Source organism: Francisella sp. 19X1-34, assembly GCF_041102755.1.
Taxonomy (GTDB): domain Bacteria; phylum Pseudomonadota; class Gammaproteobacteria; order Francisellales; family Francisellaceae; genus Francisella.
Genome location: NZ_JBGCTX010000016.1, coordinates 1 through 24154, shown reverse-complemented (window position 1 = coordinate 24154; position 24154 = coordinate 1). Strand labels below are relative to the sequence as shown.

The following is a 24154-nucleotide window of genomic DNA, read 5'->3' as shown; positions in this document are numbered from 1 at the left end:
ACTGCTAACTTTTTAGATTATTCAGTAATAGCTGCTGCTGTATTGTTTCGATAGTGTTTTTTATTGCCATAGCTGTACCAAAACCAATGAAATTAACATATGATTTAGCTGCATCACCAATAAGTAAAGATCTTGCTGAGACTTTACTTTTAATTATTTTTTCTTCTAAAAAGTTATAACAATAATAATTACCAGAAACATTCTCAAGTAAGTTTCGTACTGGATAATCTAGATCTTTAAAGCCCCCTATCAAATCATCTAAATTTCCTTTATTGCCTATATCATAGCTTCCAAAATCTTTATTCTTTAAGATAACAAATATTGTTATATATAAATCCTTATTTAAAAACATTGGCAAGCTATAGAGCCAATTACTATTGCTTGAGTATAAATAAGGTCGCATATATAAACTTAAATCATAATCGCTTGCTAATTTTATATTCACATACCCAAAGCCAATATTAGGATTTTTTATAACACAGGTATCCGTTAATGATTTGCGTATATTTGATCTCACGCCATCAGCCCCAATAATAAAATCACATTCGATTTGTTCTGAATTCTTAAAATATAAAGAAATATTTTTATCAGTCTCTACAAATCGCTCTATAGATGCTGAGGTATTAATACAGTTAGAATTTAGTTGATTAACTTTATTTAGAAGTATGTCATATAAATCTCTACGTGAAATACTATATATTCTCTGATTAATAAAGGATTTAATATTATCCAAGGCTTTTATATTATCCATAAATAATAATTCTCTATGGTTAGATAATATATAGCCACAATCAATAGCCTTTGTTAAAAATTCTGTTTTTACACCCAACACATCAAAATACTTTATGAAACTAGAAGGGATTTGAATACAGCCACCATCTTTGCGCAGATGTAAACTTTCTTCGTAAACAGTAATATCAAAGTCTTTCCCTAATAGCAAAATAGCTGCACACAAACCAGCAATACCTGCTCCTGAAACAGCAACTTTATCTGTGTTAACGATTCTCATACTACTGATAATTTAGAAATATAGGGCTCTCTTGCTAGAGATAATAGCTATTTATTCTCTCAGTAACTAGATTTTTACAGTAACTATAAAAGCATTACTTTAATTCTATATCTAAATACCACCAATTATCTTTAGCAAAAGATTTACATTTGATAGCATCTTTATAAGTCATAACCACTATTTGATTATCCTTGATATCAGCAAAATCGTCTGGGACAAATTTATGGTGATCTTTAAATATTTTTTTAGACTCGATTTTAATACCATTTTGTACTAGAGTTTGAAAAAATTTAGTTGGGTTACCAATACCTGCAATAGCTGTAACTTTTTTATCTAAAAAGCTATCTTTAGAAAATCTTTCACCAGATACAAGGTTTACAAATTCAGTTGCAACGATCTTAGCTAAAGTAATATTTTGGTTATGCTTTTTTATATAATCTTGATCATCTTCAGAACAATCACCAATTACAATAACTTCATCAACAGACTTTAATCTTCCAACAGATTCTCTTAAAGGTCCAGCTGGGATACATAACTGATTACCAAACATTCTACTGGCATCAACAACAACTATTTCTTTATCTCGAGCTAGCTTATAATGCTGCAAGCCATCATCACTTATTATGACATCAGTCTCTGGATATTTCTCTTCAATATACTTTACTGAATCAACTCTTTGTGGCGAGATAACTATTGGTACCTGCGCGTTTAGCGCATCATACAACATTGCAGGTTCATCACCGCATTGACTAGCCGGAGTATTTACATCAACCTCAAAAGGATAGCTTTCACCTTTTGCTCCATAGCCACGACTAATAATTACAGGGCTTTCACCTTTTGCCAAATATTCTTGAGCCAACTTCCTAACTACAGGAGTTTTTCCTGTCCCGCCAACAGATATATTGCCAACGATAACGACAGGTATTTTTGATTTGTATTGATTTTGTTGTTGTTTAAATTTGCGATTAGCAGCAATTTTGGAAAAAATAATAGAAATAGGCTTTAGGATATAACTTAATAAACTTAGGTTTCTTTGATACCAAAATCTATCTATCATTTAACTACTCAAGCCCTGATTGATATAGTCTTGTATAAAGTCCTCCCTGTTCTAGGAGCTCTTCATGTTTACCACATTCAACAACTTTTCCACCATCCATAACAACAATTTTATCAGCACTTTCAACAGTACTTAATCTATGTGCTACAACTATTGTTGTACATGATTTAGTTAAGCTCTCAAGTGCTTGCTGAACAACTCTTTCTGATTCATTATCTAAAGCACTAGTAGCTTCATCAAATATTAATATTGGAGCATTTTTTAGTAATGCTCTTGCGATTGAAATTCTTTGTCTTTGACCACCAGAAAGCTTTGAACCATTATTACCAATATTTGTATGCATACCTTCTGGCAATTCTTGGACGAAGTCATATGCATTTGCTCTTTTAAGAACATCGATAACTTCTTCTTCTGAAACATCTCTCGATAAACCAAAAGCAATATTATTATAAACAGTATCATCAAATAGATGAACGTTCTGAGAAACCATTGATAAGTGAGATCTTAGATTCTCAAGTGATAATTCACGAGTATCTACACCATCAATAGAAATATGGCCTTTATGCTGAGTATAAAACCTTGAGATAACACTTGTAAGCGTAGTTTTTCCACTACCTGACTTACCGACAAATGCAACTGTCTCACCAGCTTTAATATCTACACTTACACCATTTAAAACATTAAGTGTACTAAATGCAAAGCTTACATCTTTAATAGTTACGTTACCTGAGACTTTCTTAAGCTCTTTTTTACCAGTTTCTTCTTCACCTGGATAATCAAGGATATAAAAGATATCTTCAGTTGCAGCAACAGCTTTTTGGATAACTACGTTCACTTTGGTAAGGTTCTTAATAGGTTTTAAAATCGCTGCAGCTGCTGCAAAGAAAGATGCAAATGAACCTGCTGTTAACCAAGAAGAACCACCTCCAGCATTAGTGCCAAAAATAGCAATTGTAAATAGTGAAAGAGCTAAAACAAGTGACGCTATAATTTGGATAACAGGAGATGTTAATGAATCCAATGCAATTGTTCTTATTTGCTGAGAATAAGTATAACCAAGGTTATTAAAAAACTTATTTTGCTGTTTTTTTTGTGCACCAAATATTCTTATTTCTTTATAGTTTCTCAGCGTCTCCTCTGCCGTATGAGTAACATTACCCATAGATGATTGAGTATTTCTACTTAAGGATCTGAATTTTTTATTTATTATTGATATAAATACTCCTAAGAATGGCCCAACCACTATAAGAAATAAAGATAACTGCCAACTTGACACTACCATTACAATGATAAGACCTATTACAAAAGTACCATCTTGAACCACTGTTATAATAGCTGTTGATGTAGCCTCTGTAACCTGATCAACGTTATATAAAAGTCTTGAAATAATTTGGCCAGAAGAATGCTTATCAAAGAAAGTTGCAGGTAGATCCATAAACCTTTTATAAATGTCTTTTCTAAACTTATATACAACCTTCTGTCCTAACGATCCTATAAAGTAGTTTGACAAAAAAGATCCTATTGATCTTAATGTTAGTAGACCAACCATACCTACACCCATTAGCATCAAAATACTAGCACTTTGCTTTGTTACATTTCCACCTGTACCAAAACCATAGTTTAATATAGGATTGATTAGATATATCATTGAAGCATCAGCGGCTGAGAAAAATATACTTCCCACTGCAGCAATAACTAAGAAATGCCAAAGGTGTTTAACTTGACCTAATAATCTCTTATAAAGAGTTGTCACTTTCTCCTTACTCGACATTTCGCCGCTAAGATTCCCAGGACCTTGAGATTTAAGGTCTATTTTGTCAATCATATTTCCCATAATTTATAAAAAATTGCTTATATAACAACATTAAGTAACGAGTAATTATACACATTTTTCTGTTAATATAAAGCTAAGCAAACTTAAGTATCAAAATGATGAAAGTATATCTAGTTGGTGGTGCAGTTAGAGATAAACTACTAGGGTTACCTTATAAAGATAAAGATTGGGTAGTTGTTGGTGCAACAGAAGAGCAAATGTTATCTAGAGGTTATACTAAAATCACGGCTTCATTCCCAGTTTTTCTAGATCCTAAAACAAAAGAAGAATACGCTCTTGCTAGAGCTGAAAAGAAAGTGTCTAAAGGTTATCATGGTTTTGAAACTTCTTTTTCAAAATACACTACTCTTGAAGATGATCTAAAGCGTAGAGATTTAACTATCAACTCAATGGCTATAGATACAGATAATAATATAATAGACCCCTTCGATGGCCAACAAGATATCAAAGATCGAGTTTTACGTCATACATCTGAAGCTTTCATAGAGGACCCTTTACGCGTTATCCGTTTAGCAAGGTTCAAAGCTCAACTTTCTGCTTTTGACTTCTCAATTGCCTTAGAAACAAAAGAACTTGTAAAAAAACTGGTACGAACTGATGAGCTTAGCTTTTTAACTAAAGAGCGTTTGCATATAGAGTTTATTAAAGCTCTTACAAATCCAAAAATATTTTTCGAAACATTAAATGAGCTCGATGTGCTAACAAAAGTATTCCCAACCATAAAAAAATTACTCAGTCTAATACCAAACTCTGTTTTTCTCGATAATTACAATTATACAAGTGCAAATACAAACCAAAAAATCACCTTATGCTTTTTAAAAACCCCTCAAGATCATATAAAACTCTTAAAAAACGAGTTATTACTGACAAATAATCAATTTAAACTACTAACTGCAACAATCAATATTAAACAAATACTTGAAAAGCAATTAACCGCTCCTGAAGTATTTAGTTTAATAAAAAATGCAAACTTACTAAGAGATAAAAAACTATACAAAGATAGTATTGATACATATGTAAAATACAAAAATATTACCAAATCAAATCAGATAGAAAAAAATCACAAGTCATTAGAGAATATTATTAGTAGCATTAGTAATCTAAATCTACAAAATATAATAGCCAATACCCCAAAATCAAATTTAAAAACTACTCTAGATAATCTATATATTGATATTATAAAAAAAGAATTTAAATTGTGATACAATTACGAAAACTCTTTTTTTAATTATGTAGATAGTTAACAGAATGAAAAACCTAGATAATTATATTTTCCCTATCAATACTATAATCTGTATTTTAACGCTATGTGCAGTTGTTTTTACAATGACTGACTTGGGCTGGAAGCCTTGTCCCATGTGCCTTTTGCAACAATTGTCTGTGTTATGTATATTAGTAGTTAGCATATTAGGAATAATTAAAAAATCACCAAAGATCTTTTCATTAATCATTAGAGCTATTATTATTTTGGTAGTCATCCTAGGACTGTATATAGCTGCAGACCAAGTATATTTACAATACTTTGCAAATACTCCACCGCCCACAACAACAAATATTGCCTCATGTGGTGGTATAGATAATCCATTTTTACTTAGTGTGACTAAATCAGTTACAGGTTCAGTTGAAAGCTGCTCAGAGATATCAGAGCAGATATCTGGCTATAGTTTAGCTGTTTATAGCCTAATTTTTTTCATCTGCTTATTAGTAATAAACTGTATTGGCTTTTTTATAAAAATATTTAAAAAATAGTGAGATAAGACTGTGGACTTCAAAAAAACATTTGAAAATTTTAAACAAAAAATAAATGCTAACAAAAAAAACTATGCTATTTTTTGTGTAGCAACAATTGTCATTGCTTGGCTAATCTTAGGCAAATTAGGAGCAGCCTTAGCAATAGTTTACTTTATATTTCAAATAAATAAAGTAAGATCACTACTTGCTAATCTAAAGAATAAAAATGTAGCTTCAGTAGTAGTAGTGGTAGCTACTTTAGTGATTTTTGGTGGGATTTTTGGCTTTGCTGAATTTGTACAGAGTATGATTAAGAAAGGCATGGCTTCATATGTACCACAACCTGTTGCCGTCACATCAACTGTTGTTGAAAAGACAGATTGGCAACAAATTATTAATACAATTGGTGAAGCTCAAGCAATCCAGTCAACACAAATTTCATCACAATCAGGTGGGATTGTTAGTGAGATTAACTTCAAAAGTGGTCAAGAAGTTAAAAAAGGCGATTTACTTTTCAAACTAGATACTAGTCAATTAAAAGCTAATTTAGAAGAAGCTCTTTCAAAATTAAAGCTTGCTAAAATAACCACAGATCGTTATAACAAACTTGTACAACAAAGAGCAACATCAAAAGAGACTGCAGATAAAGCCAATGCAGATTACTTATCGGCTTTAGCGCAAGTACAAAATATTGAATCTCAAATTGGCTTTAAAGAAGTCAGAGCTCCTTTTGATGGTAAAATAGGTATTAGGAATATCAGTTTAGGTCAGTACTTTAATAATGGTGATAATGCTGCAACTCTTACAAAAGTCGATCCTATTTTTATAACATTCTCTGTTCCACAAAATAGAGTTAGCTTGATAAAGGTTGGTCAAGATATTAGCTTCTTCTCTGACTCATATCCTGGTAAAAAATTTACTGCAAAGATAACTGCTATTAACTCATTTATTAATGATTCAAATAGATCTATTGTTGTTCAAGCCACATATAAAAATCCTAAACACCAAATTGTCCCTGGTATGTTTTTAACAGTCCATGTAAATCTTCCGATTAAAAAAGATTCCATTGTTATTCCAAGAAATGCTATAGCATACAGTTTGTATGGAGAATCAGTATATACGCTGCAACCTGCTTTAGATAAAGCAGGTAAACCTGAGAAAGTATCATACACTTCTACAGCTGGTGGAGGAATGAAAACTATCACTCTTGATAAAACTCTATATAAGGTTGGTCAAGACAACATTAAAGTTTTAGAAACTAGAAATAATTTAGCACTAGTTGAAGGTATCAAACCTGGAACAACAATAGTTACCTCAGGCCAAAACAAAGTCCAAAAAGGTGGTAATGCAATGCTAAACAATAGCGTAAAGTTAAACAACAATATATATAAGCAAGGAATGTAGTAATGCATCTTATTGATATTTTCATAAGAAGGCCTGTTTTATCTCTTTCAATAAGTTTTATGATTATTGTTGTTGGAGTTGGTTCATTTTTTAACCTACAGATTAGACAATACCCTTACATAGATAGTGCAACTATAACAATCACAACTTCATACCCTGGTGCAAACCCTGCTACGATTCAAGCTTTTGTAACAAGGCCGATAGAGTCAGCTGTAGGCTCCTCAAAAGGTATTGACTATATGACTTCTGAGTCTGCTTTAGGTACTAGTACGATTACTGTATATGTTAAGCTTGGCTATAACTCTAATAATGTTTTATCTGAAGTAGTACAAAATGTAAACTCCGTACTTAACAAGCTACCTCAAGATGCATACTCTCCAGCGATTAAACTAAACCCAGCTGATAACTTCCCATCTTTAATTCTTGCTTTTACCAGCAAAACTATGAGTACTTCTCAGATATCAGCATATATCAACTCTGAATTAACACCAAAATTACTAGCCCAAGGTGGTCTATCAGAAATAGATGTTTGGGGTAATAAACCATATGCAATGCGTATATACCCTAATAAATCCCGCATGGCAGAATATGGCATAACTCCTGGAGAATTATCTCAAGCTATTGGCTCTAACAGTTTAGTTTCAGCGGGCGGTCAAATACAAGGCCCCTATCTAAACTATACACTAAACCCTGACACAAGCATGTCTAAAGCTCAAGATTATGAAAACCTCATCATCAAGAAAAGTGATAATCAAGTAGTTAGGCTAAAAGATGTTGCAAAAGTAGAGTTAGGAGCCCAAGACTATAACTCATCAGTATACTTTGATAGTAAAAATGCTGTTCTTGCCGGTGCCGTAGTATCACCTGAAGATAACCCTCTTTCTGTAATTGCCAATTTGGTCAAAGAATTACCAAATATCAAAGCTGCCTTACCAAATGGCTTAGATGTTAACGTTGCTTATAACAGTACCTTGTATATTGAAAGCTCAATTGATGAGGTTCTGCACACTCTTGTTGAGGCAATCATTATTGTATCTATCGTTATGTTCCTATTCTTAGGGTCACTACGAGCAATTATTGTACCAGTTATAGCAATTCCACTATCAATTATAGGCTCATTCTTCTTAATGAGTATGATGGGATTCTCAATCAACCTTTTAACCCTGCTAGCTATGATCCTAGCCATAGGATTAGTGGTAGATGACGCGATTGTTGTACTTGAGAATATTTATCGCCATATAGAAGAAGGAATGGAACCTTTCCCAGCAGCCATAAAGGGTGCTCGAGAGATTGCTAACCCTGTGATACTAATGACCCTAACCTTACTAGTAGTATATGCTCCTATTGGAATGATGGGCGGCTTTACTGGTCAGCTATTTACAGAATTTGCTTACTCTTTAGCTGGATCTGTACTGATATCTGGGGTAGTTGCTTATACCCTATCGCCGATGATGTGCTCAAAAGTACTTAATCGTCAAATGATGAGTACTAAACTAGTAAAATTTGTAGACTCCTTATTTAGTAAGTTAACTGCAAAATATAAAGCCTTACTAATATTCGTCCTAGATATAAAACCAGCTATTGCCATTATGGGAGTCATTGTACTTATTAGCTGTTTTATAATGGGTACAGGTATAAAGTCAGAACTTGCCCCAATTGAAGATCAAGGATTTATTGCAGTAATGGGTCAAGCACCATCATCTGCAAATATTAACTACTTAGAAGCATTTGGTAAAAAGTTAAACCAAACACTCGATAAAGTTCCAGGCAAACAAGCTACTTTTATTCTAAATGGTGTTATGGGTTCTAATGTAATCTTTGGTGGATTTATTATGAAACCTTGGGACGATAGAAAAACCTCCCAACAACAAGCTGCTCAGATAATACAATCCAAAGTTACTGAATTGCCAGGTATACAAACATACGTTCAACAAGTTCCATCTTTACCAGGTATACCTAGAGGAGCCCCTATATCCATAGTTATCCAAAGTGTTAACGATTATCAAGCCATAAATGATATCACTAATAAAGTCATCAAAAAGATGATGCAAAGTGGTATGTTTGTCTTTGCACAAAGTGATCTTAAGTTTGATAATCCAGTTGTTGACATAGACATTGACCGTGAAAAAGCTGGTATTTTAGGCATCACAATGGCAGACATTGCAAAAACGCTTGGCTCGTCATATGCTGGTGGCTATATAAACTACTTCTTCTTAAGGGGTTATAGCTTCCAAGTAATCCCTCAATTAGCAAGAAATGAGATGCTTACTCAAGAGCAATTAAGCAATATCTTTATTCGCTCAGATGATTCTACTAATATGTTTGATTCTGAAGTACCTTTATCTGCTTTAATGACATTTAAAACAAAAGGACAACCTTTAACTCAAAACACATTCCAACAGCTAAACTCAGCAACAATTTCTGCTGTTATGTCTCCAGGTGTGACACAAGGACAAGCTATTGACTATGTTAAAAGTGTAATTAGAGGCCAGTTACCTGCAGGGTTCTCATATAACTTCTCAGGGTCAGCGCGTCAATATGTCGAGAATGGTAATACTATGATGGTAGCCTTTGCTTTTGCAATTGTACTAATTTTCTTAGCATTATCAGCACAATTTGAGAGCTTCAGAGATTCTTTAGTAATTTTGGTGACAATCCCAATGGCTATCTCAGGAGCTCTAATTCCACTATATTTTGGGCAATATATAGGTGCAAGCTGGGCATCGCTAAATATATATACCCAACTTGGTCTAGTAACTCTGATCGGTTTAATATCTAAACAAGGGATTATGGTGGTCGAATTTGCCAATCACCTTCAAAAACATGAAGGCTTAAATAAATATGATGCTATTGTCACATCATCATCTCAACGTTTAAGACCAATCTTAATGACTGTATCAGCAATGGTTGTTGGTGTGATACCTCTTGTTACATCATCAGGTGCTGGTGCGGTTAGTAGAAACTGTATTGGTGTAGTTATATCAAGTGGATTGGTTATTGGTGCCCTTTTCTCACTATTTGTTCTACCTGTTGTATATATGTATATTGCTAGTGACAAATCAAAATCTGTCAAACTAGAAATTGAACAACAAGAAATAGTCGATGAGCTTGGAAAAGGTGATTCTAGCCACTAGCTTTAAACTTAACCCTTAGATATCTATAAGTTCTATTTTTTGGCATAAAACCCTTGATTTTAAAGAAATTATTAGAGCTTATATTTTGAATAATTTATATTTGTTTGGTATGCTAATAGCTTTGTAACATCTAATCATATTTTTATGAACGAATCACACTTACCTAAATCAAATTACTTGATAGTTATTGCATGGGTAATATGCTTGATCGCAACTTTAAATTATAGCTATGACTTTTTTATTCGCGCTGCTCCTGGAGTAATGGCTGAAGATCTTAAAAATGCTTTTAATATTGGTGATGCTAAAATTGGCTGGCTTTCTTCAGCATATTTTATCTCTTATACTATTATGCAAATACCTGCAGGAATTATATTAGATAAATATAACCGCAAAACCGTAATTAGTATTGCTACAGCTCTTTGTGTCTTAGGAAACTACCTATTTTCTGCTACCAATCACTATGAGGTTGCATTTTTTGGTAGAATACTTATGGGAGTTGGCTCGGCATTTGGCTTTATTGGAGCTGCAAAAATGGCTGGCATGTGGTTACCACAGAGATTTTTTTCGACATTTATCGGTTTTACAACCGTCATAGGTATACTTGGAGGATTATTCACAGACATATTCCTTTCAAGCTTAGTTACTAGTCTTGGGTGGAGACAAGGTAATGCTGTTTTCACATACTTTGGAATAGCTCTTTTCTTACTTATAGTTATCTTTATTAAAGATAATAAGAAACATGTAGAAAAGTTCACACACTTTAGTCAATCTAGCTTCTCTGAAACTATCGTAAAGCTATTTAGAATAATTATGAATCCTAGATTTTGGATCGCTAGCTTAATAGGTGCAAGCATCTTTATGCCAATCAATGTCCTTGGTTCACTCTGGGGAGTCGGATTAATCGAGGCTAAACTGAACGTTAACCAGTCAGTAGCATCTCATTTAAATAGTTTTCTATTTGCTGGAGCAGCTATTGGGTTTGCAGTTTTTGGTATTATAAGTGCCTATACTAACCGTTTTAGATTTTTATTGATACTAAGCTTAGTATCATCAGGGCTACTAATAATAGCTATTGCATATATACCTATGCACCAGAGCTTATTTATAGTTTTATACTTAGCATTAGGCATAATGGCTGGGCCCCAAGCAATAACTTTTGCAATAGCAAAAATCATATCTCCTCCTGGTACATCTGCCTCAAGTACAGCAGGTGTAAATATGATAAATAATATGCTACCTGTTATTTTATTACCAGGTATAGGCTATATACTGTCTCTTTCACAAGGAGTAACTCATACTCTATCTTACAATCAATCCTTTGATATAATCATAGCAATCCTATCAGGGCTATTATTAATTTGTGTACCTTTTGCATTTTTACTTCCAAAAGAAATTAATGCTTAAGTTATAAGCTCTTCTGGATAAGGATTCAGATAACTTTGCTTTGCTAAATAAGGCAAATCAATCTCTAAGAGATACATCTTTATGATACTTACAGGTACATCCCAAGAAATCTTACAATCTTTATACTTATTTAATATCTCTTGAAGATACTGGCGCTGAGATTTAGAAACCTTTTTATTTATCTCTCGCAGAACATTCTGTAATGCCATATAATGAGCCCCTCGTTTAGCTGGAGATGCTATAGCTTGCATAAATAACTCTACATACTTTTGTTTAATCTCATCAAGATCTGCTCTACTACCAGCCTCAGAAAGCATATTACCTAAAATTTTTTTAACCTTATTATTGTGCATCCTAAGCAACACTTTATGCTTTGAATGATACTCCATCATTTCAGTAATATTAGAGCAACTCATAAACGTAGTTTTTAAATCATAATAACAAAACACTTTACGCAGAAAGTGATCTTTTAAAGTTTTATCTGTAAGCTTACCATCATCCTCTATTGGCAATAATGGATCATACTCTCTAAGAGCTCGAACAAATAACCCATCTGCTTTAACACCTGTATAGCCATGATTTTCATCAAACACTCTAGCTGTAGCGACTCCGCAGCTTGGTGATTTAGCTTTTAAAATAAATCCATAAACTGTACCTAAATTAGCCACTAATTTATCAACTGCTTGCTTTAGATCACTTGTAACATCAACATGAGTCTTATTTGTTTTAACTGCCAATATATCTTTTTCTATATCTTCAACTAAAAACAATGTTGGTCTTGGTACACCTAAGCCTGCAGCAATCTCAGGACAAACTATTTTATAATCAAAATAATCCGCATAAACTCCTGTGATATATGACTTATGGCAGTTACCTCCATTATAACGAACATTATTTCCAACTAAGCAACTACTCACACCTATAGATATCTTACTCATTCGCTACCAAATAATTATATTAGTATTTTTAATTTTGACACTGTGGTTAAACTAAAGCAAGATGATTCATTTATATACACAGATATCTAAACTTAAATTAATTTTCATAGAAATTTTCCTTTTCAAAAAATTAATCAATATATGCTAAAGAAAGTTGGCATCAATAAGCATGGTATGATAGATTACACACATTCAAATAAGGCAGTGCTATTTTTCATTTTAAAAATAGAAGAGAAACTGTGCTTTTTTTAATACCCAAACTTAAATATACATTATTAATAAACCATAAGAGTTAGATATTTATACTAACTCTTTTACTTTGTTGAGAATAAATTATGAACTTTTATACAATTTTTGTGACAATATTTTTATTAATGGATGGAATCGGTAATATACCAATATTCTTAAGTATTCTTAGAAAATATAATGGAGCTGATCAGAGAAAAATCATAATAAGAGAGATGATTATCGCCTTTCTTATATTAAGTCTATTTTTCTTTTGTGGTAAAGCTATTCTAGGCTTGATGAATATCTCTGTTGCCGCAGTACAAGTCTCTGGTGGTGTGATTTTATTTATTATGGCACTAAAGATGATATATCCTAGCGATGAGAACATGAGACCAGAAGATGATACTGATCCATTTATTGTTCCTCTAGCAGTTCCGCTAATGGCTGGTCCTTCAAGCATTGCTATGGTAATGATTATAGCTCAGCACAACATTATAGGTATGTGGCTAAGCTGGTTATCAATAACTCTAGCTTGCCTTGCCACCTTACTAATACTTTTAATAGCACCTTTTTTAAAACGTGTCTTAGGGAAAAGAGGTATGCGAGCAGTTGAAAGACTTATGGGAATGATACTAACAATTATTAGCACACAAATGATAATCACTGGTGTCCTTCAAGCAATAAAATAAACAAATATAGTTACCCAAAAGAAGTTGCTATATCAAGAATCTCATTTAGTCGCTTATCAGTATCTGCAATCACGAGAATCATAACTTTATGATTAAGCTCAAGATTTCCTATACACGTAATAATAACCCCTTCACTATCTCCATACTTATAATCTACACCTTTAGATTTCAAATATCTGTGATAGTCATCTATGGTCGAGTTTTTCGGCACGATGACATTATTATGTCCAACCCATGGTTTATCTTGACCATTACGCAGTTCATAAGCTAAGAACCCTGCATATATTGCACCAGTTTGTCTTGCATTAACTTCTAGAACATATGGAACTATTTTTCCATCAATTTCACGTATCAACAAATCAACTCCCACAATTCCACGCACACCCATATCACGTAGAATTTCTGTCACTTCATCACACATTTCAATGACAGCAGGTTCATCACTAAATTCTGATTTATATTTATTTCCTAGATGGGTCTGACCATCTAACATCTGATCACTAAGTCCTAAACAAATATCATCTTCTTTTTTATCTGCAATACTCACTTGAAAAGCTGGAGATCCAAGATTATCTAGCCACGGATCAATCATAAATATTTCGACTCTTCGCATAAGTTTTAAGATTTCTCTTAACTCTTTTTCACTTTGAAACCTATGAATACCATACCCTGAACATGCTCTAGGCATAATAACAGCGCACTCATATATACCTTTATTTTCATATTTACGGTATATTTTTAGTGCTTTTTTAATATAGTCTTCATCAGATACTGTCGAAATTATATTTACACTAGGAACGAGTACCCCTTTATCATGTAACATCTGTCTTAAGAAGGACTTATCATTTAGAAATTGAGAAAGAGCTTCTGATAACCCATAGTTCTTCTTGTATTTTATACCAAGCAGCTCAACCGCTGTAGCTGAAGTAAAAGGCACAAGACTAGTATACTCAGGGTTACTAAACTCTGAAATCTGGTCAGCATAGTTCATAACAATTGTTGAAAATCTATAATGCTCATTATGTAAAAATATGAAATTATCCATACTTATATAATCAAAACCAATTTTATTAAAATAACTAACTATCTTCTCAACTTCTTCTTGAGTTTTTTTAGGTAAAATTATTTTATGATCTTTGGCAAGTAAACATAGCGTACGCGTAACATACTTATCTACAAAAGAGCTCACTAAATCCGCTCCATATATATCTGTAGTATTGGGTATATGAATAGCTTTTTTGCCCCAAATTTTCTCAGAAATAGAGTTTGTTATTTTTACTGCCATAAATCATGCACCTTTTAATTGTTGTTGTTTACGCGTATCAGCAACAGCTTTAGCAAAAGCATCAGCCATTGTTAGTAATTTATTTTCGTCAACTTCTAGGTTGGCTATATCATATTTCTCATCGTCTGTTGTCACTTTAGATATAAGATCTTTAGGTATATCAATACAGACTGTTTCTAACTCGCATACAAGATAGTGTGCGACTAAATGCTCTGCTAGGATGTACGGTTTATCATACTGTATATCGATACCTACAGCCTCTAACTCTTGAGATAGTGACTCCAATAAGATTTTGGAAGCAAAAATCCCATTACGAGCATCTCCTGTGAAAAGCTCAGTTATCCTTTTCTCGCCCTCAATATGTGCTTTTTTGTATAGCTCAATATAGCTACTTAATGTTTCAGGAGTTTCTATTATTGCCTCAGAATATCTCTCTTGGATAACGTTTGGTGAATAACTGGACATTGTATGCAAGTCTATAGAAACAGCATTGTAGCTTTTAGCAAAAGCTACAACATTACAAAGCTTCTCCATATACTCATCATAAAGCCTAATCAAAGAGTTTTTTAATTCAGGATGCTGATCATAGTCAATAATATCTCTTATACAGTTTGGGTATAATCGCCCTGCATCTAAGATTGATCGAGGAAACGTTGGCTCCATAATTAAAGTATATAAACCATACTCAGAATATAATTTCTGTGCTATAGCATGGCTAAGTGAGTATGTGCCAAAGTCATACTCAATTGCTAGAAAGTCATCAAAATCTTGTTTTTCTAGTTTTACCAACTGTTTTATAGCTGGATAATCAAACTCAACAAAACTACTCCCAAGCTCTGCATGAGGGCAAGTTAAAACAAGATCAAATCTAAGATCTTCATCTGTATAAAAATATAAAGTCGATGACTCATAATATTTTGTGTAAAACGGTTTGGCTTTTTTGCTCATATAATCTACTAAAAAGATACCTTCTTATATAATCCCATTAATAACTATAAATGATTATAACAACTATAGGACTAATAATAAATTTCAAAATTCTTTATAATGTAGGCAATAAAATGAATAAACATTCAAACAATATGTTTTTTACCAAAGATAAAAAGGAAGGTTCAATACTAAGTTTCTTAGTAGTTTCCTTCGCTAGTTTTTTTGCAGTATTTATGCTTGTTATATCTATATTTAGCTTTTACCAAGTTAAGCACCAAAATGATGCCCTTTTTGATTACCAACTAAAATCAGCTGCACAAGTTATTGAAACAGTTTTAAAAATATACCCCTTAGAGCGAGATAAGAATGCTACAAATATGATAGTTAATAAAATATCCTCTTCTTTTTTAGATATTAAAAACCATAATGAAAGTGTCGGGTTTATTGTATATGACCTTAAACATAAAAGGCTATTGCTAAAAACTTCAAATCTTCCTATATTTAGCCAAGACTATAAAACAATAATCTCAAGAACTGGATTTGACTGGTTCTATAGCTACGCATCAGGTCAACAAAAACATTGGTATACATACACGCTAAGAACAGATAATAATAAAATTATTACAATCTTTGCTAATAATGATGTTAAAGACAGAGTTTCTAGACAAATCATCTTTAAATTCGCAATACTTTTAGCTTCAACTTATATAATTCTTATCGCATTTATATATTACATTTTAAAAACAGCTCTACATCCACTTGAGCGAATAAATAGACGTGTTGCTAAAATAAACCCTCGAAAAAATGAAAAACTGGATGAAGATATTATTCCTTATGAAATAAAATCTTTAGTCGAGCAAATAAACTCTTTAATAGAAAAGTTCCATGAAACATTAGAAAGAGAAAAGCGCTTCTCCGGGGATGCTGCTCATGAGTTAAAAACACCTATCGCAGGGGTTAAAACATTAGTGGAGATTGCCCTTGCATCTGATGATATTGACGAAATCAAACAGAAACTGATAAAAATTAAAAATTCAACTAATAGATACTCTCATATCATCGATCAGTTATTAACACTAAGTCGAATTCAACCAAATGAGCAGATTACATTTGGTAAAAAGCTGATGATTAATAAAACTCTCGAAACTCTTATAGCAGAAAACGCCATAAAAGCGATCGAGAAAAATATTGAAGTATCGTTCTTCCCTTGTGAAAACCAGATTTATTGTTATAGCAACGATTATTTACTTAGAATATTATTCAAAAACTTAATTTCGAATGCTATAAAATACACGCCTAATGGTGGAAGTATCGAAATATACTCTTACAAAGAAAGTAATAATATTATTGTTGAAATAAAAGATAATGGTATTGGCGTACCTCCAGAAAATATCGATCGAATTTTTGATAGATTTTATCGTGAAACAGGAACTGGTGAAGAAGGTAGTGGACTAGGTTTAGCAATTGTTACGGAAATAGTCAGACTTCATCATGGTCAAATCTATGCTAGAAACAATACTGATCAAAGAGGGCTCACTGTAATTGTTAAAATACCAACCAACTATCATTCTGAAGCTTAAAATAATTATGTTAAATATTATTAAGTTTTTAAGCTCATTAACCTAAGAGAGAAAATACATACTTAAAAAACATCTATTAAAAAGGTAATGTTATAATACAGTCAGAATGAGTATTATTAAACACAACTTAAAACTTAATATAAAAATTACTCTTCTTTTACCTCACAGTCTTATCACCATTTCCATTAAACAAGTAATTACGCATTTTATAAAGTGTTATAAACATTATTCCAATAGGAATACCATGAAATAGTAAAACTACATACGTTGGTGCCCACCAAACAAAAAATGGTGCAACAATTAGCATTCCAATACCAAAACCTGTCATTTGCATCAAAGTTAATAAGCTAAAAATAGGAAGTCGCACTTCATCTGATTCATTTTGTACACGAGATAATAAGCTTACTTCGGATACACCATCCCCTAATCCAGCCCATATAGCAAAAGGAACAAGCAATATAGTAGAGCTTTGTGCAAACAATAAAATAAACCCCGTTGACATCAAAAACACACCAAACATGAAATATTTTTCTATACTTAGATTATTCTTGTTTTTAAGCAATATACTTATCAACCTCGCACCACCAAACTTTCCTACTGCCCAAAATGCTAGAATAAGCCCCATTGTGCTACTAATTGACTCTGGCGCTATAAGTTTTGATATAATTGGAAAACCTACATTGTGTGCGGCACTGCCTAACGTGTCAGCCATTGTAATAAGTAGTATAAGGCTTAGCATTTTGTGCCCTCGTAAAACTTTTACTAGATTCCGCCATTCTCTATCTGAGGAATTGCTTTGCTTATTAGGTTCACGAACAATAGTAATTGGATAAATTATAATACTCGCTAGCAAATACGTAATAATATTTAATGCAAATACCGCCTCATATCCATTTAACGCAACCACCAAGCCAGAAACTAAACTACCTAAAACTGCCGCTGTAGCCGAAACTGAAGACAACCATCCATTAACTGATACTCTTTTAGAATCTTGAATTAAATAGGGAATTTGAGTATTAATTCCGATGGAAAACATCGCATTTCCTAGACCAATACCAAAGGCAACTATTGGTAAAATATATATCTGAGCTGATTGTGACACAATAAAAAAACTTACCAGCAATAGTGCACGCAACACATCAAACCCAATAAGTGACCATCTTCCAATAAAACGTCGAAAAAACAAAGTTCCAATGCTACTAGCGAAAATACCTCCAGCAACACGAGCTGCTAAAAAAATACTAACATACATGACACTGTTACTTAAAATATATACATAGGTTGACAGTGCGACCATATTTAAAAATGCACCAAAATCTGAAATACCTCGAGCAAAGATGATTAAAAATGCATTCCGTGCGGAATCATGCCATAGGTTTGTGACACTAATCATAGTTATATTTCTTTCATTTTATGCAAGGTAACAAGTAATAAATCTCGATAAGCAATGTGGTCTGTGTCCTTATTTTGCCTTACTTCACTAGCACTATGATAAAGCTTCTGATCATTAACTAAAAGCGTTTCTAAGAAAACCCTCATAGGCTTACTAAAAACCTCTCTTTCAGGTTGGTTTGATGCATACACTTTTGAAACTACATCAACAGTATTATGCGCGTCAACAAAATGCATTGCAATAAAATCCATACCATCTTGATGAATGCCTGAAGTCGTTGGGCTAGTCCTCTCACCATCCGTTTGTACTCTAAACAAATGTACATTAACTTCATAGCAACCTTGAATGTCTAGATGAGGCTTAAAAAAATCAATATCCATTGCAATTAATTGCTGCGTGATAGGGTGATGGATAAAATTTTCCTCTACATAAGTAAGCTTATTCACACCTTGTTGATAGGGGATATCATATTTTACTGATGACTTATACTCACTATCACGATTAATATTAAGAGTATTAGATATTACATCATAAGTATAACGAAGTATCCTCCTCTTCCTATGCGTATAATCTTTAAAATTATCATCATCTACCAATCGACTCCAGTGCACTTTAAAACTACGCACATTGTCATCATCACATGATATAAAGTCTTTATAATTTTTTATATGTGTATAATAATTTTGTGCAAAGAATGATTGCATAGTGTCAATATCTTTGTTTATAGTTTCTTTTTTATTTTTTAATGCGGTTGGTAAAATAGTTGGTATGACATTATCTAAGAGTCTCTTATAACTAAGTAAAGCTTGACATGCATCATTAACTCTAACCCAGCATTTTAACAAATAATTCTCCTCAACCTCAGCATTTACCATACTATAGCTAGGGTAGCACTCATATTTGATAATATTCTCTTGATTATCGAGGTAATTTAGCTGACTAAATCCCTTAAAATAACCGCTATACTCTGGATAAATTACCATCATTGAATAATAATCACTACAGTTAGCAATAGTAACTTTTGCTTGACTCAATGCTTGATTAATATCAACGGTATTATTCAAAAGCATATCAATATAAAGAGCATAAGGATCAATGCCCGCAATGTCCTTAAATGCCTCATCAACATACAATCCTCCTAATCTTGGATTAACTTCAATAATTACTGGACCTTCATTTGTCAAACGAAATTCTAAGTGTACTATATCGTTTCTTAACCCAAGTGCTTTAAGACAGCTTGTCGCATAATTTTTAATTTGTCTCTTATCTTCTTCTGTATAAGAGAAAGCTGGACAAATAAGCAGGTTCTCCAAAATAGTTCCTGATTTCTCAGTTAAAACGAGTTTCTCATTAATGATCAATGGATAGACCTCACCGTCAGTAACGATACACTCGACTGTACCTTCTGATCCAGTAATGTATTGTTCAAGAAGAATAGTTATATTGGGGTTATAGTAATCAATGATTTTGCCATTTATAACAATATCATGCTCTGCAGGGTAAAAAGTTGACTTGCTTGAGTCTTGATAAGTACTGGTAAACAAATAATAATGTTTAAGTAGCTCTTCTTCATTATCACATTTCTTGATATATGAAGATCCTGCTCCATAGGGAGGTTTAAATATTAGAGGATAGCCAATTTCATTTGCTTTATTAATTAGCTGCTCTGCATTATGGCATAATGCAAACTCAACTGACTTTACCCCAAATTCTCTTAATCTAACTCTCATCAAAAATTTATTATTACATGCTTTAATTGCATCTACAGGCGAATAATTAAAACCAAGAATTTCACAGGTTTCAGCAACAATAGCACCAACTTCAGCAGCCTTTGAGGTATGTCCAGCATGACAAAAAATAGCTTTGATATGATACTTACTACTTAGATTACCTACTAGTTCCAAAATATCATTTACACTAACATTCTTGATCAAAACTAGTTCATCACAGTTTTGCGTTAAAACAGAAATATTTTTCTGATTATTCGTCGCAATTAAACAACTTAAACCATTCTCTTTTGCTGCTTGAAAATGTGGATTACGATAGTTATAGCTTGGTGTATGATTATCATCAACATCAATAAATAATATTGCCTTTTTTTCCATTCTAAAAGCCACCCTTAATTATGTTCTGTATTAATTTGGCTGATCTCATCATTCCAATAGCATATTTGATTTTGCCAATTGACAAACTTATAAAACCTTTTTCCTTGCTCATCTTGTTCAAAACATGGAAAGTCTTTAGTATCCTCTACTAATGGTACGGTAAACTTCCCTTTATCATGTGGTAATACATATTCAGGTAGCGCAATATTTGATATACGTCGTTTTAATTTACTCATTATTTGAATACCTTTTGCCACTGACGCCTTATAAATTGAGGCCCCTGGTGAATATGGCATATAATGATATAAATAGTAGGGTTTGACTCCTATTCGATAAAGCTCAATGAATAGTTTATGTAACGTTTCTTCATCATCATTAATACCTCGTAAAAATGGCATATTAGAAAAGACTATCGACACTACTTTCTGAATACGTTTCACAGCTTCAATAAAATCATCACTCAGCTCATCTGGATGACATATATGAACACCAAAAGAATTAACTTTATATTTTTCAAGCATTTCAATCAGCTGATCTGTTACTCTAAATGGATTAAAACTAAGTGCTCGTGAATGTATACGAATTAATAATTTATCATTCCAGTTACGTAGTTGAGATAAATATCCTTCTAGCTTAACATCCGATAATGTTAAGGGATCTCCCCCACTCAATATAACTTCTTCTATGCCATCTTTACTTTTAATATACTTAAAAGATTCTTGAAATAAATTACGACTAGCCGTTGATTTATCAGTTTTTGTTTTAAGAGTTCTTAGAGCTTCAAAGCAAAACTGACAGTAAGCATTGCAAGTGTTACTCATTCTTAGAATTACTCGATTATCATATTTATGTTGGCATATTGGTGTTTTCATCTCATTTGACAATTCCCAATTATCAGTCTGTTCATCATAACCACCATCAATCTCGTCTTCCCAAAATGGAACCACTTGACGCCATAATGGGTTTTGTGTAATATCACCATTTTTACTAGTTTTACTTGAAATCAAGGCCAAATAATATGGAGTGATCTGCATTTTACGATCTTGGATATTTTTGGCAATTTTATCTTGAATACTTTGTCCCCAACGGTTACCAAAAGATGCATATAAATCATTAGCATCTTTAATAGTATTTCTTTGTTGCCAACGCCAGTCATTCCAATCATTTTTACTTATTTTATAATTATCTAAAGCATTCATTTAAAGGTCTCCTCCTATTTAAAGTCTGCATTATAGATATTAGATATCATTCTAGGAGAAATCTTTAGTTTATTTAGCAATATTAAGAATAATTTATAAAATAGGGACCTTGTTCTCGAGCACATTAAGTATCAATAAAAATTTTAGGGGCTGTTTAGACAAATCATCTTTAAATTTGCAATACTTTTAGCTTCAACTTATATAATTCTTATCGCATTTATATATTACATTTTAAAAACAGCTCTACATCCACTTGAGCGAATAAATAGACGTGTTGCTAAAATAAACCCTCGAAAAAATGAAAAACTGGATGAAGATATTATTCCTTATGAAATAAAATCTTTAGTCGAGCAAATAAACTCTTTAATAGAAAAGTTCCATGAAACATTAGAAAGAGAGAAGCGCTTCTCCGGAGATGCTGCTCATGAGTTAAAAACACCTATCGCAGGGGTCAAAACATTAGTAGAGATTGCCCTTGCATCTGATGATATTGATGAAATCAAACAAAAATTGATAAAAATCAAAAATTCAACTAATAGATACTCTCATATCATCGATCAGTTATTGACACTAAGTCGAATTCAACCAAATGAGCAGATTACATTTGGTAAAAAGCTGATGATTAATAAAACTCTCGAAACTCTTATAGCAGAAAACGCCATAAAAGCGATCGAGAAAAATATTGAAGTATCATTCTTCCCTTGCGAAAACCAGATTTATTGTTATAGCAACGATTATTTACTTAGAATACTATTCAAAAACTTAATTTCGAATGCCATAAAATACACGCCTAATGGTGGAAATATTGAAATACACTCCTATAAAGAAGGTGGTAATATTATTGTTGAAATAAAAGATAATGGTATTGGTGTGCCTCCTGAAAATATCGATAGAATTTTTGATAGATTTTATCGCGAGACAGGAACTGGTGAAGAAGGTAGTGGACTAGGTTTAGCAATTGTCACAGAGATTATTAGACTTCATCATGGTAAAATTCATGCAAAAAATAATACTGATCAAAGAGGACTCACTGTAATTGTTAAAATACCAACCAACTATCATTCTGAAGCTTAAATTTAACCTCACTTCGATAATTACTTCATATCTAAATATTTTTAATCATGAAAATAATAAACCTAATAGCATTTATATAACCAAATACAGAACATCATGGATTTACGTACAGATGAATTAAGCCTCCTAGCTTCACATTACAAAGTTTTGGAAAGCTAAATTAGACTGGAAAATCTATACAGCAAAACAAAATCATACAGTGGCTTTGCCGCATAAATACACCAATTTACCTATGGTATCTTATATTATTATTTATCCTTCTATAGTGATTTAAGCCTATTAATATTAATCGATATCAGATCTATTAAATAAATATCGATTTGGATTATTACTTATACTATAGATTACTTTATATTTTAAATATTTTGTTTTTCTATAGAGTCTATTAAAACTTTACAGGCCGTTTGATGACTACACCAGTTAGGCGCTTGATAACTTTTATTTTCTTTATTTATCCAACCAAATCGAATAACTATACAAGATATTTCATGGAGTGTTGAATATTCTTTAGATAAGTTTTCACCATACAGTTTAGATTCTGCATATTCTTTATGATACATATCTGGTTCAAAATTCATTTTTGGAGTAATAGTTTTACTTTTCTCAGTAACTTTAATAAAGTTTTTTATGGGTATATTATTATGAGCATCTACATATGGTTTTAATAGCCTGTAGACATACATTACTAAAACAGAACTTGCGTAAATAATTCTTTTTATTCCACATGATAAAGCTGCCTTAAAGATATTGTTTGTACCTATACGATTTACATAGTTAATTTTATCAATAGAACTACTCTCTAATGCCGCGGCTAAATGTATGATTACATTAATTTCTTTTTCTTTTATGAATTCCAATATTGAGCTGTAATCGCATATATTTATACAAGCAAAAGAAATGTTCTCATAGCACATATCAGGATTTTTATTATCTATTACATATATTTTGTATTTTGATTTTTGCTTAAGAAGCTCTTTACATAAAATGCTTCCAACTAGACCAGCACCACCTGTAATTAAAATTACTTCATTATTTTCAATCATGGTAAATGCCCCTCAGTTAGTTTTAAAAAATCTATTTAGTTTAACCTCAGTTCGGAATTAAAAGCATTGTAAATTAAGGGTTTAGTAGTGTTTTTAGGTTAAAATAAGCGAAAAACC

General features: G+C 32.3%; 17 protein-coding genes and 1 pseudogene. 8 read left to right on the top strand and 10 right to left on the bottom strand.

The genetic code is table 11. From position 1 onward, the window contains the following. Nucleotides 1-4: 4 nt before the first annotated feature. From AB8E56_RS03870 to msbA, 3 genes are all read right to left on the bottom strand, one after another. A complete protein-coding gene (locus AB8E56_RS03870) occupies nucleotides 5-1009 on the bottom strand; it encodes an FAD-dependent monooxygenase (RefSeq protein WP_329478161.1) in 1005 nt (334 codons plus the stop codon). A gap of 94 nt (nucleotides 1010-1103) precedes the next feature. Further along, on the bottom strand, nucleotides 1104-2066 hold the full coding sequence (gene lpxK / locus AB8E56_RS03865; RefSeq protein WP_329478158.1) for a tetraacyldisaccharide 4'-kinase: 963 nt from the start codon (nucleotides 2064-2066) through the stop codon (nucleotides 1104-1106). Nucleotides 2067-2070: 4 nt separating this feature from the next. Beyond that, nucleotides 2071-3900 (bottom strand): lipid A export permease/ATP-binding protein MsbA, encoded by a 1830-nt coding sequence (msbA, locus tag AB8E56_RS03860; RefSeq protein WP_329478156.1) that lies wholly within the window; start codon nucleotides 3898-3900, stop codon nucleotides 2071-2073. 98 nt (nucleotides 3901-3998) lie between these two features. On the opposite strand from msbA, the gene AB8E56_RS03855 reads away from it, so the two are divergent. From AB8E56_RS03855 to AB8E56_RS03835, 5 genes are all read left to right on the top strand, one after another. Further along, the gene (locus AB8E56_RS03855) at nucleotides 3999-5102 is read left to right on the top strand and encodes a CCA tRNA nucleotidyltransferase (protein ID WP_329478154.1); all 1104 of its coding nucleotides are present in this window, start codon (nucleotides 3999-4001) and stop codon (nucleotides 5100-5102) included. 46 nt (nucleotides 5103-5148) lie between these two features. Beyond that, nucleotides 5149-5649 (top strand): disulfide bond formation protein B, encoded by a 501-nt coding sequence (locus AB8E56_RS03850; RefSeq protein ID WP_329478152.1) that lies wholly within the window; start codon nucleotides 5149-5151, stop codon nucleotides 5647-5649. Between the two features lie 12 nt (nucleotides 5650-5661). Beyond that, nucleotides 5662-7035, top strand: coding sequence for an efflux RND transporter periplasmic adaptor subunit (locus tag AB8E56_RS03845; RefSeq protein ID WP_329478150.1), 1374 nt, complete (start codon nucleotides 5662-5664; stop codon nucleotides 7033-7035). Nucleotides 7036-7037: 2 nt separating this feature from the next. Further along, nucleotides 7038-10169 (top strand): efflux RND transporter permease subunit, encoded by a 3132-nt coding sequence (locus tag AB8E56_RS03840; protein WP_329478148.1) that lies wholly within the window; start codon nucleotides 7038-7040, stop codon nucleotides 10167-10169. Between the two features lie 144 nt (nucleotides 10170-10313). After that, on the top strand, nucleotides 10314-11573 hold the full coding sequence (locus tag AB8E56_RS03835; protein ID WP_329478146.1) for an MFS transporter: 1260 nt from the start codon (nucleotides 10314-10316) through the stop codon (nucleotides 11571-11573). Here the strand turns inward: AB8E56_RS03835 and AB8E56_RS03830 are convergent. Beyond that, nucleotides 11570-12511: a DUF523 and DUF1722 domain-containing protein gene (locus AB8E56_RS03830; protein WP_329478144.1), complete on the bottom strand. Its 942-nt coding sequence runs from the start codon at nucleotides 12509-12511 to the stop codon at nucleotides 11570-11572. The genes AB8E56_RS03835 and AB8E56_RS03830 overlap by 4 nt on opposite strands. A 335-nt stretch (nucleotides 12512-12846) precedes the next feature. Here AB8E56_RS03830 and AB8E56_RS03825 point away from each other — a divergent pair, with 335 nt between their 5' ends. Continuing rightward, entirely contained in the window at nucleotides 12847-13428 is a 582-nt protein-coding gene (locus AB8E56_RS03825) for a MarC family protein (protein ID WP_329478142.1), read from the top strand. 10 nt (nucleotides 13429-13438) lie between these two features. Here the strand turns inward: AB8E56_RS03825 and AB8E56_RS03820 are convergent, their stop codons facing one another. Together AB8E56_RS03820 and AB8E56_RS03815 are read right to left on the bottom strand one after the other, a co-directional pair. After that, nucleotides 13439-14713, bottom strand: coding sequence for an ATP-grasp domain-containing protein (locus tag AB8E56_RS03820; protein WP_329478140.1), 1275 nt, complete (start codon nucleotides 14711-14713; stop codon nucleotides 13439-13441). 3 nt (nucleotides 14714-14716) lie between these two features. Continuing rightward, entirely contained in the window at nucleotides 14717-15661 is a 945-nt protein-coding gene (locus AB8E56_RS03815) for a hypothetical protein (RefSeq protein WP_329478138.1), read from the bottom strand. A 134-nt stretch (nucleotides 15662-15795) separates the two neighbouring features. Here AB8E56_RS03815 and AB8E56_RS03810 point away from each other — a divergent pair, with 134 nt between their 5' ends. Continuing rightward, nucleotides 15796-17223 carry a HAMP domain-containing sensor histidine kinase gene (locus AB8E56_RS03810; protein WP_329478185.1) on the top strand — a complete coding sequence of 476 codons (1428 nt, stop codon included), beginning with the start codon at nucleotides 15796-15798 and terminating at the stop codon, nucleotides 17221-17223. 157 nt (nucleotides 17224-17380) lie between these two features. On the opposite strand, the gene AB8E56_RS03805 is transcribed toward AB8E56_RS03810, so the two are convergent. The 3 genes from AB8E56_RS03805 to AB8E56_RS03795 are packed head-to-tail and all read right to left on the bottom strand — an operon-like array spanning nucleotide 17381 to nucleotide 21920. Beyond that, nucleotides 17381-18616, bottom strand: coding sequence for an MFS transporter (locus tag AB8E56_RS03805; RefSeq protein ID WP_329478136.1), 1236 nt, complete (start codon nucleotides 18614-18616; stop codon nucleotides 17381-17383). A gap of 2 nt (nucleotides 18617-18618) precedes the next feature. Then, complete coding sequence (locus AB8E56_RS03800; RefSeq protein WP_329478134.1) at nucleotides 18619-20721, bottom strand: 2OG-Fe dioxygenase family protein; 2103 nt, start codon at nucleotides 20719-20721, stop codon at nucleotides 18619-18621. A 14-nt stretch (nucleotides 20722-20735) separates the two neighbouring features. Beyond that, complete coding sequence (locus tag AB8E56_RS03795) at nucleotides 20736-21920, bottom strand: KamA family radical SAM protein (RefSeq protein ID WP_329478132.1); 1185 nt, start codon at nucleotides 21918-21920, stop codon at nucleotides 20736-20738. A 156-nt stretch (nucleotides 21921-22076) separates the two neighbouring features. Between AB8E56_RS03795 and AB8E56_RS03790 the strand changes: the two are divergent. Then, nucleotides 22077-22994, top strand: a pseudogene (locus tag AB8E56_RS03790) (sensor histidine kinase); the annotation flags it as partial. Nucleotides 22995-23350: 356 nt separating this feature from the next. Here AB8E56_RS03790 and AB8E56_RS03785 read toward each other — a convergent pair. Continuing rightward, entirely contained in the window at nucleotides 23351-24037 is a 687-nt protein-coding gene (locus AB8E56_RS03785) for an NAD(P)-dependent oxidoreductase (RefSeq protein WP_329478130.1), read from the bottom strand. Nucleotides 24038-24154: the final 117 nt, after the last annotated feature.

Coding starts and splice junctions, on each gene's coding strand:
- AB8E56_RS03820 (WP_329478140.1), bottom strand. CDS start 14,713: ATGGCAGTAAAAATAACAAACTCTATTTCTGAGAAAATTTGGGGCAAA.
- AB8E56_RS03840 (WP_329478148.1), top strand. CDS start 7,038: ATGCATCTTATTGATATTTTCATAAGAAGGCCTGTTTTATCTCTTTCA.
- AB8E56_RS03795 (WP_329478132.1), bottom strand. CDS start 21,920: ATGAATGCTTTAGATAATTATAAAATAAGTAAAAATGATTGGAATGAC.
- AB8E56_RS03810 (WP_329478185.1), top strand. CDS start 15,796: ATGTTTTTTACCAAAGATAAAAAGGAAGGTTCAATACTAAGTTTCTTA.
- AB8E56_RS03805 (WP_329478136.1), bottom strand. CDS start 18,616: ATGATTAGTGTCACAAACCTATGGCATGATTCCGCACGGAATGCATTT.
- AB8E56_RS03830 (WP_329478144.1), bottom strand. CDS start 12,511: ATGAGTAAGATATCTATAGGTGTGAGTAGTTGCTTAGTTGGAAATAAT.
- AB8E56_RS03855 (WP_329478154.1), top strand. CDS start 3,999: ATGAAAGTATATCTAGTTGGTGGTGCAGTTAGAGATAAACTACTAGGG.
- lpxK (WP_329478158.1), bottom strand. CDS start 2,066: ATGATAGATAGATTTTGGTATCAAAGAAACCTAAGTTTATTAAGTTAT.
- msbA (WP_329478156.1), bottom strand. CDS start 3,900: ATGGGAAATATGATTGACAAAATAGACCTTAAATCTCAAGGTCCTGGG.
- AB8E56_RS03825 (WP_329478142.1), top strand. CDS start 12,847: ATGAACTTTTATACAATTTTTGTGACAATATTTTTATTAATGGATGGA.
- AB8E56_RS03870 (WP_329478161.1), bottom strand. CDS start 1,009: ATGAGAATCGTTAACACAGATAAAGTTGCTGTTTCAGGAGCAGGTATT.
- AB8E56_RS03785 (WP_329478130.1), bottom strand. CDS start 24,037: ATGATTGAAAATAATGAAGTAATTTTAATTACAGGTGGTGCTGGTCTA.
- AB8E56_RS03815 (WP_329478138.1), bottom strand. CDS start 15,661: ATGAGCAAAAAAGCCAAACCGTTTTACACAAAATATTATGAGTCATCG.
- AB8E56_RS03800 (WP_329478134.1), bottom strand. CDS start 20,721: ATGGAAAAAAAGGCAATATTATTTATTGATGTTGATGATAATCATACA.
- AB8E56_RS03850 (WP_329478152.1), top strand. CDS start 5,149: ATGAAAAACCTAGATAATTATATTTTCCCTATCAATACTATAATCTGT.
- AB8E56_RS03835 (WP_329478146.1), top strand. CDS start 10,314: ATGAACGAATCACACTTACCTAAATCAAATTACTTGATAGTTATTGCA.